This window comes from Sphingomonas sp. CFBP 8765 (assembly GCF_014841445.1).
GTDB lineage: Bacteria > Pseudomonadota > Alphaproteobacteria > Sphingomonadales > Sphingomonadaceae > Sphingomonas > Sphingomonas aerolata.
In genome coordinates this window covers 316223-328406 of record NZ_JACYTY010000002.1, presented here as the reverse complement: position 1 = coordinate 328406, position 12184 = coordinate 316223, and the positions used below count along the sequence as shown (strand labels likewise).

The window sequence follows — 12184 nt, the reverse complement described above, 5'->3', positions numbered from 1 at the left end:
CAGATGGCCGTACCAACTGCGCGCACTATTGATCGATCATCTTTTCGAATTCGCGCAGACTAGGCCGCTGTCGATCCTGATCACGGATGCGGCGCCCATACTAAAGTCCGGTTCGTAATTCTACGATATTACAGTGCTGTCATGCACCATGCTAGGCGGGATGCACCATCGCTTTACCGGATATGTGACGATCATGCAGACAGGGCTCTCCTCGACCGCGACCGGACGGCTCATTTCGATCCAGGGCTATGTTCCGGGACGCGCGATGCGCCGCGAGCAGGACTGGGCCCTGCGCGGTGCCAGCCAGCCGCAACCGCGCCCGACACCCGTCACCGCGATCCGGCCCGCCCGCGCGACGCCCGTGCCGGCCTTGCGGACGGTGCTGTATCTGAGCAAGATCAAGCCCGATATCGCGATGGATCAGCGCGCGCTGATGGAGATCGTCAACGAGTCCAGCGCGCGGAACGCACAGGCCGGCATCACCGGCGCGCTGATCATCACCGATCTGCACTTCGTCCAGCTGGTCGAGGGACCGGATCCGGCGATCTCCAATCTGCTCGCGCGGCTGAGCGCCGACCGGCGCCATAGCGACGTGACGATCATCACGGACATGATCGGCCTCGACCGGGGGTTCCGGCGCTTTTCACTGGCCTATTCGGGTCCCGACACGTTCGTCGACCAGCAGCTCATCCCGATGCTCGCCACCCCGAACGGGCCCGGCAAGTCGGAGATCGCATGCCGCCTGATCAACCGGCTGCGGCTGATGGCGGACAACGAGATCACCGAAACTGACTACGCCGCCTAGGCGCCGCCGCGATTAGCTCCCGCCACGACGACCGACAGCCGGCTCACTTGCCCTGCGCGCGCCATTTAAGGATCGTCCGGTCGATGATCTGCTCCTCGCCGCCGACATCGCGCCACAGCGCCGAGAAGAGCGGATCGCTCGAGGCGGGGCGGCGCGTATCCTCGAGATCGTCGAACGCGACGCGGATCGGAATCGTCACGCCCTCCCCGCAGATAATGGCCTCGCGATTGCGCAGCGCGGGGATGGATTCGAGAAAGCCGCGTGCGCCCTCGGGCATCGCCGCGCGGACAAAGGCCTGATCGCGTTCGTTGTTGAGCCGCATCGCGACGATCGTCCCGCACTGCGACAGGACGCCTTCCGCCAGATCGGACGGGCGCTGCGTGATCAACCCGAGCGAAACGCCGTATTTGCGACCCTCCTTGGCGATCCGTCCGAGGATCCGCCCGACCGAGCTTTCCGCCTGACGATCGTTCGGGATGTAGCGATGCGCCTCCTCGCAGACGAGCAGGATCGGTCGCTGCGGCTCGTTGCGCGACCAGATCGCGAAGTCGAACGTCATCCGCGCGAGCATCGCGACGACGACGGCGGTGATGTCCGACGGCACGCCCGATACGTCGATGATCGAGATCGGCCGGCCGTCGCCGGGCAGGCGGAAGATCCGCTGGAGAAACGCCGCCATCGTGTCCGCGACGAGCATCCCCGAGAACATGAAGCCATAGCGCGGATCCGCCTTGATCTCGTCGATCTTGCCCTTGAGCCGCAGATAGGGGCTGGTGTCGCCGGCGCGGTCCATCTTGCCCATTTCGAGGCTGATGATCCCGGTCAGGTCGCTGAGCAGATAGGGGATCGGCGCGTCGACCGTGAGCTTTGCGATCGCCTGGCCGAGCCGGCTCTTGGCGCGGGCGGCGAGCAGGCATTTGGCGAGGATGTCCGCATCGAACTGGCGCTGTTCCCCGGTGCTGGTCAGGAAGACCTCGCAATGCTCTTCGAAGTTCATCAGCCAATAGGGCATTTGCAGGTTCGACACGTCGTGGATCGCGCCGTTCGTGCCGAAGGCGGCGGCATATTCGCCGTGCGGGTCGATCATCACGATATGCCCCTGCGGCGCGAGATCGCAGATCCGGTGCAGGATCAGCGCGGCGGCGGTCGATTTGCCCGTGCCGGTCGAGCCGACGAGCGCGAAATGCTTGCCCAGCATCGCATCGACATACAGCGCGGCGGGAACGTCGGCGGTCGGATAGACGGTACCGATCGCGATGTTCGCGCGGTCCTCGGCGGCATAGACCTCGCGCAGGTCGCGCGTCGTGACCGCGAACACCTCGCAGCCCGGCATGGGATAGCGCGTCACGCCGCGGCGGAATCCGTACAACGCGCCGGTCGCCCGGTCCTCGTCCCCCTCGCCAAGGAAATCGATCTCGCCCGCGATGACGCTGCCCATCGCCGCCTCGAGCGCGAGCGAGCGGACATTGGCGATGATCCATGACGTGCCGACCCGGATCTTGACCTGGCTGCCGACCTGGCCGGCGGCGGCCAGCACCGCGTCGGAGTGCGCGAGCAGCGGCGCGATCGCGGTCCGGTCGAGCAGGACCCGGCTGCTGGCACCGGCGATCGCGGATATGACGCCGATCGGGACGTCGGCCTGTCCCCCCGGGTGTGCGTCCGGCCCCGCGCCGTCCACGATCGCCGCGGCGGCAATCGCCCGCTGGAACAGATGGGCGGCGGGCATGTCGGTCATAGGCGGTCGGTCCTCGATCCTCCGGCTTTTGCCAGATGTCCGCATCCATGCCGCGCACGGGTAAAGAATGCGTGAGCGTTCGCGCGCCTCAGACCCGGCGCGCGATCCAGCCGGCCGCCCAACCGAGAAAGATCGAGAGAAAGACCGCGACCAGGCCATAGGCGATCGCCGACCGGTCGGCCGCGCGCGCGACGAAGCGTTCGAACCCCGATTTGCGGATGTCGATGTCGCGCACCGCCGCGGCCAGCACACGGCCGTCGCGGATCAGGAAGGTTTCCGCGGTGAAGCGCCCGACCGGTACGCGCGCGGGCACTGAAACCCGCGCGCGGTACAGCACGTCATCGGTGATCTCGACTGCGCCCGGCGCCTCGTAATACAGCCCGGCACGCCGTTTCAGGTCGACCAGGCCGCGCTGGAACCGGTCCTGCGTCGGAATCGGCGCGCTCGACGCGGGCGACAATTGCAGGCTGTCGAGGCCGAGTTCGTAGATCGCCCGGGTGCGGTCGTCGACCAGCCGCCCGATCGGCTTGGACGAGGCGATCGCATAGAAACTGGGCGCGGACCGATAGCGCAGCCGCGACGTGTTGACCCAGATGCCGGCGACCTTCTCCTTCTCGCGCATCACGATCGACTGGGTCGGCCCCTTGACGACGACGACGATGTCGGTGGGACTCTCGCCGCTCGGCAGGCGCCCGCCGGGATAGAGGATCGCGCCGAACAGCAGCAGTTCGGCGCCGGTGAAGCTGTAGGCGATTTCGATATTGCGCTGCGACACGTCGGGGACGAGCACCGGCTTGGCCTGCGCCATCAGCAGCGGCGCGAGCAGGAGGAGCGGCGCGCCGGGCTTCACGACAGCGTGACCGAGAAGATCTCCTCGGGCCGCCACACCAGCCCGAGCACGATCCGTGCGCCGACGAGCAGCACCATCACGGCGAGCCCGAGACGGAGATATTCGGGACGGAATTTGGTCGCGAACCGCGCACCGATCTGCGCCCCGACGACCGAGCCGATCAGCAGCAGCCCGGCCAGCACGATGTCGACCGCCTTGGTCGTCGTCGCATGCACCATCGTCGCCACCGCGGTGACGAACAGCGTCTGGAACAGCGAGGTTCCGACCACCACCGACGTCGCCATGCCGAGCAGATAGATCATCGCCGGTACCAGGATGAACCCGCCGCCGATCCCCAGCAACATGGTCAGGATCCCGGTCGAAAAGCCGAGCAGCAACGGCGCGAGCGGCGAGATATACAGGCCCGAGGCGTAGAATCGCGTGCGCAGCGGCAGCGCGGCGACCAGCGGGTGATGGCGTCGCTTGCGCGGCTTGGCGGGGCGGCCGGTCCGCGCGCGGCGGATCGTCCCGATCGATTCGCTCGCCATCATGCCGCCGATAGAGCCGAGCATGACGACATAGACGATCGCGATCACGGTATCGATCTGGCCGCTCTGCTGGAGCAGCCGGAACAGCCAGGCGCCGAAGAACGCGCCCAATATGCCGCCTGCGACGAGGACGCCGCCCATCTTCACATCGACGCCGTTGCGGCGGAAATGCGCGAACACGCCCGACACGCTCGCCCCCGTAACCTGGCTCGCGGACGAGGCGGCGGCGACGGTCGGCGGGATGCCATAGACGATCAGCAGCGGCGTCGTCAGAAAGCCGCCGCCGACCCCGAACATCCCCGACAGGAGCCCGACACCGCCGCCGAGCAGGATGATGACGAGCGCATTGACCGACAGGTTTGCGATGGGAAGATACAGGTCCACGCGCGTCGTTATACGCAAACCGGCCGCGGGGGCTAGCGGCCGGCTAGAAGTCGCTGCCGACCGAGAGTGCGGGACCCGAGCCGGGGCGGGCGGTGCCGGCGATACGCTGGCGCCAGTCGAGCGCGAGACGGACAGATCGTCGGCCGAGCGGCGCTGCTAGGCCGAGCGACGGGCCAAGATCGCCCCGTGCCGCGCCCCGCTGTGCGCTCACCCATGCGCCGACCCCCACGTCGAGGCGGAGCCTGCCGCGTTCCGCGACGCCGTGCGTCAGGCGCGCAGCGGCGTCGACGAACCCTTCGACCCCGTCGCGCACGATCGCCCCTGCCTGACCATAGGTCTCGATCCGCGCGCCGGGTGCGATCTCGGCGGGGCCGTAGCCCGCGATCACGCCGACCGTCGGGCCGCCGCGGCCCCCGTCGAGCACGAAGCGCTGCTCAGCGATCAGACGGACGGGCCAGCGGGTCGGCCGCCATTCGATGCCGAGGGCCGCCTCGCGTCCGCGTCCCTCGAGCGGCGCGGCGAGCCGCGCGGTCAGCCCGAGCCGCCGCGATGGGTCGATTCCGTAGACGGCCCGCACCCCCGCCTGCGATGCGCCCAATTGCCCCCCCGATACCGTACCCGACGCGCCACCGCGCGCGAGCAGCCAGCCGCTGACGCTCAGCGGCGCGTGCGAAGTTGCACGGGTCGCGCCGATCGCAGCCGGACCGAGCGGCGGGAGCATCGCGATCCGGCCCTGCCGGTCGGGCGCAAGGTCGGGCTGGACGTCCATAGTGAATTCGACGTCACGATCTGCGGCGTGCCTCGCGCGAACGTCAGCGGGGCGAGCACGCGCGTTCAGGATGACCGCGGCGAGCACCGGCGCGGCGCGGGCATGGCTGCGCGACGCGTGGGCACCATGCCCGATGGTCCAGTAGGGCGGTCGCGACGGCGTGACACGCCGGTCGGGCCGGTCGGCTGCGGCAGCAGTGATGTTCGCATCGTCGGTGGCGCGACGATGGTCGGTAGTGGCGATACCCACGGCGCGGGCTGCGGGCGAAGCTTGCCGATCGTGCCGCCTCCCCGCCGCGACAGTGGGACGCTGCAGGCTGCCAGATTCGCCGGGCGACAGCACCCCCGCCGCATAGGGCGACAGCACCAGGATCCGCATCGCGACCCATCCGCCGAGCGCCGCCGCGAGAAAACGGAGCGGCCGCCCGCCCTTCACCCGTGGCGCAGCGTGCGCGCCCCGCTCACCCTCCCGACGATCGGAGATCGGGAAATTCATGCCGGGTCTTGTCCCAGACCAGCGCCGCGCCGCGCAGCATCGCAATATAGCGGACCACGGCGCGCGGCGCGGCGATCAGGCTGATGACATTGCCGACGACGAAGCGGGGCAGCGACCAGAATGCCTCGGCCAAGCCGTAGATGCGCGCGGTGAAGGCCATCCGCATGCCGAGCCGCCACAGGAGAAGCCCGATATTCGCCCCCGCCAGCCAGACGACCGGCATCGCCGGCCAGCCCTGCGCGGCGGGGACCATCGCATGAACCAGGAACGTCAGGACCCAGGCGGTCAGCCCGACATAGGCGGCGGCCAGCACGGCCATGCTGAGCGGCGCCCGCCGGTCGCGCATCCGCATCCAGTGATCGGCCAGTGCCTGCGGACGAGCCCAGCCGGTCCGGTCCCAGCCCGCCAGCGCGATCCCGGTCATCCAGCGCGCCTTTTGCCGGACGGCGGCGTCGAAGGTCGCCGGGAAGAACGCCCGCACCGCGATCAGCGCGCCCGCATCGTCGACGATGCGGGCAAACCGTCCGGCCCCGCCGAGCTGGGCGATCCGCAGCCCGAGCTCATAATCCTCGGTCAGGCTGGACGCGTCGAACGGATCGCCGTCGCGGGTCGCCGCCACGGTACCGAGGATCGCGGTGGACATCGCACACCCCGTCCCCGCCAGCGGCATCCCCGCACCGAGCGCGGTACGGATGACCAGCTGCTTCATATGCGCTTCGGCGAACTCATCGGCATAATGCCCCGACACGAGCCGCGAGCCGCGCTTGACGAGCGGCAGGACGGGCAATTGCACGACGGCATAATGGTCGATCAGCGAATCGAACACGCGCAGTTCGAGCGGGTGCACAACGTCTTCCGCATCGTGCAGCACGACCGCCTTGGTCCGCCGCCCGTCGCGATCGTCGGCGCGGCGCAGCGCATGCCAGAGCGTGTTGAGGCAGTCCGCCTTTGTCGTCGGCCCATCGCGCTGGCCAATGACCAGGCGGATTCGCGGATCGCGTGCGGCCACGCGCGCCGCGGCGTCGATCGTCGCGCGGTCGTTCGGATAGAGGCCGACGAAGATGCGGTAATCGTCATGGTCGAACCGCGCCACCGCCGCCGACAGCATCGCGCCGATTACCGCCACCTCGTCCCAGGCCGGCACGAACACCGCGAGCCGGCCGGGCTCCGACGGCGTGGGCAGCGCGTGCATGCCCGGCAAGGTCGACGGTCCGCGCCAGATTTTCCAGAAAAAGAATGCGATGTCGACCAGGAGGTCATCGATGCCGCCGATCAGCAAGCCGACCGCAGCAAATGCCACCGCCTCGCGCACGATGATATCGATGATCCCCAGCGACTCGCTCATCGGCCCTCTCCCCGGCCAAGACTATCCGCTGTCCCCGCCGTAACGGACCAAACATGATCCGTTTCGGACAGGTGTCGGCCGACCGATCGTCAGAATATTGGAATGACTTGGCTCGTCCGCCGACCGATGCTGAAATTTGCACCGAATAAACATCGCCTGCCACGCTGCCCGGTGCGCGACTCAGCGTCTGTTCGGCAGGGCGGGGACGGCTCCTCATCACCGACGAGACCCACGTACAAGTCGGTATTGCGCTTTTCGGCACGGCGAGGTTGCCAATTCGTTCCGCATCGCGCACGGTCGGCAACGTGCTTGCCTACCCCGCCCTTCACGCCAGCCATGGCGGCATCTGGGTCGCACAGGGTGGCGAGACGCGCGGGATCGGGCGTGGCGAAGCGATCCGGATCGCTGCCGACACGCCCGTCATACTGCTCAACGCCGCGCTGATCGGCCAGCGTCTGGGCTATGCCGATCTGTCGGGGCTCGACCTGCTCGAACTCTATGCGTTCCTGCGCCCGGCGCAGTTCGCCGTGCCGACGCCGAAGGGCATCGCCCGCGTCACCGGTCTCGACCTGCCGACCGAGGATGCCGAGGTCGCGCCGTTCCTGTTGCGCGCGGCCGAGGCGATGCTGGCGCTGACCGACGCGGCCGACTGGCCCGAGCGGGAGGGGGCCTGGACCGCGGCGCAGTCGCTTTACCGGTTACGCTGGCCCTGGGCGCCCGTGGTCGCCGAACGGCTGGCCAAGCCGGCGGTCAACGAACGCTGGCTGTTTTCGAAACTGCCCGAATGGGAGGAGCAGGCCCCGCGCCCCGCGCCGCGGACGATCGCGATCGAGCCCGGCGATGCCGAGGCGCGACTCGACGACCTGACCGGGCATGGCGCGGAGGAACGGCCGGGGCAGCGCGCCTATGCCGCCGCGGCGACGGCTGCGTTCGCGCCGCGGGCGGTGCGCGATTCGCCCAATCTGGTGCTGGCGGAGGCGGGGACCGGGATCGGCAAGACGCTCGGCTATCTCGCCCCCGCCTCGATCTGGGCGGAAAAGGCGGGCGGCGCGGTCTGGATCTCGACCTATACCAAGGCGCTGCAGCGCCAGCTGGGGCGCGAGACCGAACGGCTCTTTCCCGATCCCGCGGTCCGCCGAACCAAGGTCGTCACGCGCAAGGGGCGTGAGAATTATCTCTGCCTGCTGAACCTCGAAGATGCGTTGCAGGGCGGGTTTGCGGGACGGGCGGCGGTGCTCGCGCAGCTCGTCGCGCGCTGGGCCGCGTATAGCGCGGACGGCGACATGGTCGGCGGCGACCTGCCCGGCTGGCTGCCGACGCTGTTCCGGCGCAACGGATCGACCGCATTGACCGACCGGCGTGGCGAGTGCGTCTATGCCGGCTGCCCGCATTACCGCAAATGCTTCATCGAACGTGCGGCACGCGCCTCGACCGATGCCGACATCGTCATCGCCAACCATGCGCTGGTCATGGTCAACGCAGCACGCGGACGCGAACTCGCGACGCGGCCGACGCGTTATGTCTTCGACGAGGGTCATCACATCTTCGACGCCGCCGATTCGATGTTCGCGACCGCGCTGACCGGCGGCGAGACGATCGAGCTGCGCCGCTGGATCATCGGTCCCGAGGGCAGCAGCCGGGGGCGGCGGCGCGGACTGGCCGCACGCCTGTCCGATCTCGCCAGCTATGACGAGGCCGGCAATCGCGCGATCGGCGAGGCGGTGGCCGCGGCCGGCGCGCTGGCGAGCGAGGGCTGGCTGCAGCGGATCGGCGAGGGGGCGCCGTTCGGGCCGATCGAGGAGCTGCTCGCCGCGGTCCGCGGGCTGACCTATGCGCGCGCCGAACAGCCGGGCGATGCCGGCTATGGGCTCGAGACCGAACTCGCCGAACCCGATCCGACGCTGATCGACGCCGCCGCACCTGCCGCGGCCGCGCTCGACGCGCTGGTGCGTCCGCTGGTCACGCTCGGCCGGCGGCTCGAGGCGGTGCTGAGCGAGGCGCCCGACTGGCTCGACGGGCCGGCGCGCGCACGCGTCGAGGGCGCGATCGCGTCGATCGGGTGGCGCGCCGAGACGGTGGCGGCCTGGCTTTCGCTGCTGGCGCGGGTCGGCGGGCCCGCGGATGCCGATTTCGTCGACTGGCTCGCGGTCGACCGGGTCGAGGGACGCGAATTCGATATCGGGCTGCACCGCCGCTGGCTCGACCCGACCCGCCCGTTTGCGGAGGTCGTACTTAAACCCGCGCATGGCGCATTAGTCACGTCGGCGACGCTGACCGGGGGCGGCAGCGCGGAGGAAGGCTGGCAGATCGCCGAGGCGCGCAGCGGCGCACCGCATCTCACCCGCCCGGCCGCGCGGTTCGCCGCGCTCAGCCCGTTCGACTATGCGACACAGGCCGAGGTGCTGATCGTCACCGACGTCAAACGCGGCGATGTGGGCGCGCTGGCCAACGCCTATGCCCGGCTGATCGTCGCCTCGCGCGGCGGGACGCTCGGGCTGTTCACCGCGATCCGCCGGTTGCGCGGCGTGCATGGCCGGATCGCCGACCGGCTGGCGCGCGAAGGGCTGCCGCTGCTCGCGCAGCATGTCGATCCGATCGATACCGGCACATTGGTCGATATCTTCCGCGATGACCCGGGCGCGTCGCTGCTCGGCACCGATGCACTGCGCGACGGGGTCGACGTGCCGGGCGAATCGCTGCGGCTCGTGGTGATGGAGGGCGTGCCCTGGCCCAAGCCGACCGTGCTGCATGCCGCACGACGGCTTGCGGGTGGTGGCGCCGTGTATGACGACCGGCTGATCCGCGCGCGGCTGGCACAGGCGTTCGGCCGGCTGATCCGGCGTGCGGACGATTCGGGCGCGTTCGTCATGCTGTCCGCGGCGATGCCGTCGCGCCTGCTGAGCGCCTTCCCGCCGGGTGTGCCGGTGACGCGCGTCACACTCGACGAAGCGGTGACCCGAGTCGCGGCACGGCTTTCCTCACGCGCCGCCTTGAGGCATGAGGCGGGCGAACCGGCCCGAGGACCCTTATCATGACGCCCGAGCCATGAAGACGCTGACGCTGCTGCGCCATGCCAAGTCGGGCTGGGACGACACGGTCTCGCGCGATTTCGACCGGCCGCTGAACGCCAAGGGCCGCCGCGCCGCGACGATCATCGGGCGGCAGATGCGCACGCTGTCGCTCGCGTTCGACCATGTCATCGCCTCGCCCGCGGTCCGTGTCGTCGAGACGCTCGACGAGATCGTCGCGGGCTATGGACGCACGCTGGCACCCGACTGGGACCGGCGGCTGTATCTGGCGTCGGCGGGGACGATCCTCGACCTCGTCCGCGACCTGCCGCGCGCCGTCGATCGCGCGCTGGTGATCGGGCATAATCCGGGGCTTGAGGATCTGGTCCTGCTGCTGACCCCCGACGTGACCCACCCGTTCCGCGACGCGGTCGAGGACAAATATCCGACCGCGAGTCTTGCCGAGCTGCAGTTCGACATTGACGACTGGGACGATCTGACGAGCGGATCGGCGCGGTTCACCCGCTTCGTGCGGCCGCGCGATCTCGATCCGACGCTGGGGCCCGACGCGGACTGACGCGTCGGGCCGGACTTGTCAGCCCTTGCCCTCGAGCTTCGCCTTCAGCCCCGAAAACGCGTTGACCGGCTGATATTCGTCCTCGCTGATCACCCCGGCGGCGCGCAGTGCGGCCGCGGCATTGGGGCCGCGGGGAAAGGGATCGAGCGCGAGCGCGAGCGTCTCGGCCGCCGCTTCCCCCAGATCGACCGCACCGCCATCGATCGGCACGGTGTCGAGCGCATCGTCCGACAATTCGATCTCGCCGTCGACCGCGCCGAAATCATCGACGAAGCGCAGCGCGACAGGTTCGTCGATCGTCGCGGTGAGCGGTTCGTCGGTCACCGAACAGGCCTGCACGACCTTAGCCGTCACATGCCCCTTGGCGACGATCCCGCTCGTGTCGCGACGGATCGTGAAGCGCGCCTCGAGCAGGTCGACCGACAGGATCGCAAACCGCGCGGCAAGCTTGCGGCGTTCCTCGGGCGTCGCGGCGAAGGTCACACTGCGATCGCGCTCGCCGATCGTGTCGAGTCGCTCGGGGCGGCTGAATTCGGGGGTCATGGCAGCTCTCCGGCGAGTAGGGTTGATAGCGGGACGCCGGCGAGCGCGGCGAGGAAGTCGGTGAGCGCCGTGCGGACATGCGCGAGCGCTGCGGGCGCGGGCGGATCGCCGCGATAGAGGTTGCGGACCAGCGGCGCGTCGAGATCGCCCGCGGCAAGTCCGTCGCGATAGGCGCCGAGCCGCCCGCCGAGCATGCTCATCATCCGGCCGATATGCTTGCCGACAATGATGTCGCCGATTCCGAGCTCGCGCAGCTGCCCGTCCATGTCGTCGACGAAGCGTTCCGCGAGTCGCGCGGCGGGCTCACCCCCCGACGGCTCCGATTCCATCCGCAGCATGACGAGCGCGAGGACCGCGGCGATCATGTCGAAGCGGCCGTCGACCGTGTCGGGCACCTGCCCGTCGCGATACCAGTGCTCCGCGCGCGCGCGCTGCACGACCGCGGTATAAAGTGGCAGCGCCTCGTCGTGCTTCTCGCCCAATAGCCTGCCGAACCAGCCCAAATCCTGTCGCCTTCCCGTCGCCAATGCGCGGCGGCTTGTTTGCCTGCGCAACCTCGCATATCGAGGCGATCCGCGGCCGATGCAATCGTGCTGCCGCCAGTATCGCGTGACCCCGCCCCGGGAGAGTATATGAGCGTCCTTTCATTCCGCCTGACACGCCGTACGGCCAGCGTCGCGGCGCTCGCGCTCGTCGGCCTGACGAGCGCAGGCTGCACGCAGCTTCGCTCGCATCAGGGCTATGTGGTCGATGTCGACCTCGTCAACTCGGTCCAGCCTGGCGTCGACAACCGTCAGTCGGTGCTCCAGACGCTCGGCAAGCCGACGCTCGCGGGGCAGTTCGACCAGGGTGACTGGTATTATCTGGCACGCGATAGCCGCAACCTGGCATTCCGCAACCCGCGCCCGAACGCGCAGATCACGCTGCAGATCAGCTTCGACCAGCAGGGCACCGTCACCGCGATCCGTCGCGGCGGGCTCGATCAGGTCGCCTCGATCAGCCCCGATGGCAAGACGACGCCGACGCTGGGTCGCCAGCGCGGCTTCTTCCAGGATCTGTTCGGCAATATCGGCTCGGTCGGTGCCCCCGGCACGGGCGGCGGCGGTGGCGCCAATACGGGTACGGGCCGCACGCGGCCCTAACGCT

The 12184-nt window shown here is 69.3% G+C and carries 11 protein-coding genes; 4 read left to right on the top strand and 7 right to left on the bottom strand.

Annotated elements, in window-relative coordinates:
* Nucleotides 1-160: 160 nt before the first annotated feature.
* The gene (locus tag IFT87_RS06045; RefSeq protein ID WP_052149150.1) at nucleotides 161-805 is read left to right on the top strand and encodes a BLUF domain-containing protein; all 645 of its coding nucleotides are present in this window, start codon (nucleotides 161-163) and stop codon (nucleotides 803-805) included.
* Between the two features lie 43 nt (nucleotides 806-848).
* On the opposite strand, the gene IFT87_RS06040 is transcribed toward IFT87_RS06045, so the two are convergent.
* The 5 genes from IFT87_RS06040 to IFT87_RS06020 all read right to left on the bottom strand — a co-directional run bounded on the left by IFT87_RS06040 (nucleotide 849) and on the right by IFT87_RS06020 (nucleotide 6910).
* Nucleotides 849-2540 carry an ATP-binding protein gene (locus tag IFT87_RS06040; RefSeq protein ID WP_037529954.1) on the bottom strand — a complete coding sequence of 564 codons (1692 nt, stop codon included), beginning with the start codon at nucleotides 2538-2540 and terminating at the stop codon, nucleotides 849-851.
* An 88-nt stretch (nucleotides 2541-2628) separates the two neighbouring features.
* Nucleotides 2629-3348 carry a TIGR02186 family protein gene (locus tag IFT87_RS06035; RefSeq protein WP_052149151.1) on the bottom strand — a complete coding sequence of 240 codons (720 nt, stop codon included), beginning with the start codon at nucleotides 3346-3348 and terminating at the stop codon, nucleotides 2629-2631.
* 38 nt (nucleotides 3349-3386) lie between these two features.
* Nucleotides 3387-4301: a sulfite exporter TauE/SafE family protein gene (locus IFT87_RS06030; RefSeq protein WP_037529957.1), complete on the bottom strand. Its 915-nt coding sequence runs from the start codon at nucleotides 4299-4301 to the stop codon at nucleotides 3387-3389.
* 43 nt (nucleotides 4302-4344) lie between these two features.
* On the bottom strand, nucleotides 4345-5565 hold the full coding sequence (locus tag IFT87_RS20345) for a hypothetical protein (protein ID WP_249403229.1): 1221 nt from the start codon (nucleotides 5563-5565) through the stop codon (nucleotides 4345-4347).
* Nucleotides 5531-6910 carry a glycosyl transferase family protein gene (locus IFT87_RS06020; RefSeq protein ID WP_192007876.1) on the bottom strand — a complete coding sequence of 460 codons (1380 nt, stop codon included), beginning with the start codon at nucleotides 6908-6910 and terminating at the stop codon, nucleotides 5531-5533. The genes IFT87_RS20345 and IFT87_RS06020 overlap by 35 nt, the downstream gene beginning before the upstream one ends.
* 305 nt (nucleotides 6911-7215) lie before the next feature.
* On the opposite strand from IFT87_RS06020, the gene IFT87_RS06015 reads away from it, so the two are divergent.
* Together IFT87_RS06015 and IFT87_RS06010 are read left to right on the top strand one after the other, a co-directional pair.
* Nucleotides 7216-9945, top strand: a complete 2730-nt coding sequence (locus tag IFT87_RS06015) for an ATP-dependent DNA helicase (protein ID WP_192008169.1) — start codon at nucleotides 7216-7218, stop codon at nucleotides 9943-9945.
* Nucleotides 9946-9955: 10 nt separating this feature from the next.
* Complete coding sequence (locus IFT87_RS06010) at nucleotides 9956-10495, top strand: SixA phosphatase family protein (RefSeq protein WP_037531145.1); 540 nt, start codon at nucleotides 9956-9958, stop codon at nucleotides 10493-10495.
* Between the two features lie 18 nt (nucleotides 10496-10513).
* Here IFT87_RS06010 and IFT87_RS06005 read toward each other — a convergent pair whose 3' ends face one another.
* Nucleotides 10514-11038 carry a YceD family protein gene (locus IFT87_RS06005; protein WP_031441776.1) on the bottom strand — a complete coding sequence of 175 codons (525 nt, stop codon included), beginning with the start codon at nucleotides 11036-11038 and terminating at the stop codon, nucleotides 10514-10516.
* On the bottom strand, nucleotides 11035-11541 hold the full coding sequence (locus IFT87_RS06000; RefSeq protein WP_192007875.1) for a ubiquinol-cytochrome C chaperone family protein: 507 nt from the start codon (nucleotides 11539-11541) through the stop codon (nucleotides 11035-11037). Before IFT87_RS06000 ends, IFT87_RS06005 begins: the two co-directional genes overlap by 4 nt.
* A gap of 129 nt (nucleotides 11542-11670) precedes the next feature.
* On the opposite strand from IFT87_RS06000, the gene IFT87_RS05995 reads away from it, so the two are divergent.
* The gene (locus IFT87_RS05995) at nucleotides 11671-12180 is read left to right on the top strand and encodes an outer membrane protein assembly factor BamE (protein ID WP_031396395.1); all 510 of its coding nucleotides are present in this window, start codon (nucleotides 11671-11673) and stop codon (nucleotides 12178-12180) included.
* Nucleotides 12181-12184 lie beyond the last annotated feature (4 nt).